The sequence below is a fragment of the Stenotrophomonas sp. A3_2 genome, assembly GCF_036624925.1.
GTDB classification, from domain to species: domain Bacteria; phylum Pseudomonadota; class Gammaproteobacteria; order Xanthomonadales; family Xanthomonadaceae; genus Stenotrophomonas; species Stenotrophomonas hibiscicola.
This window is the reverse complement of the sequence record NZ_JAZKVY010000089.1, coordinates 1-326: the sequence shown is the minus strand read 5'-3', so window position 1 is coordinate 326 and position 326 is coordinate 1. Positions and strand designations below refer to the sequence as shown.

The window sequence follows — 326 nt, the reverse complement described above, 5'->3', positions numbered from 1 at the left end:
GGCGCTCTGCGCCCGCGGCGGCGGCCCATACCCGGCCAGCGCGTTCAACAGGTCCGCTACCCCGATCTCCTTGATCGCGCTTCCGAAATAGATCGGCGTCAGATGCCCTTCCAGGAAACTCTGGCGGTCGAACTCGGGCAGTGCCGCCTGCGCCAGCTCCAGCTCCTCGCCCAGCGTCACCATCCGCGGGTCGGACTGCGCCAGGTCACCCTCCACGCGCAGGCTCCGCGCATGAAAATCGTAGGTGCCGGCAAACTCCGCGGCGCGCCCCACCGGCCAAGTCGCCGGCGACACATCCAGCGCCAGCGTGGAGGAAATCTCGTCCA

The 326-nt window shown here is 68.7% G+C and carries 1 pseudogene; it reads right to left on the bottom strand.

What is annotated here, in order from left to right:
• Window positions 1-326: pseudogene (locus tag R5H29_RS01535) on the bottom strand (hypothetical protein); the annotation flags it as partial.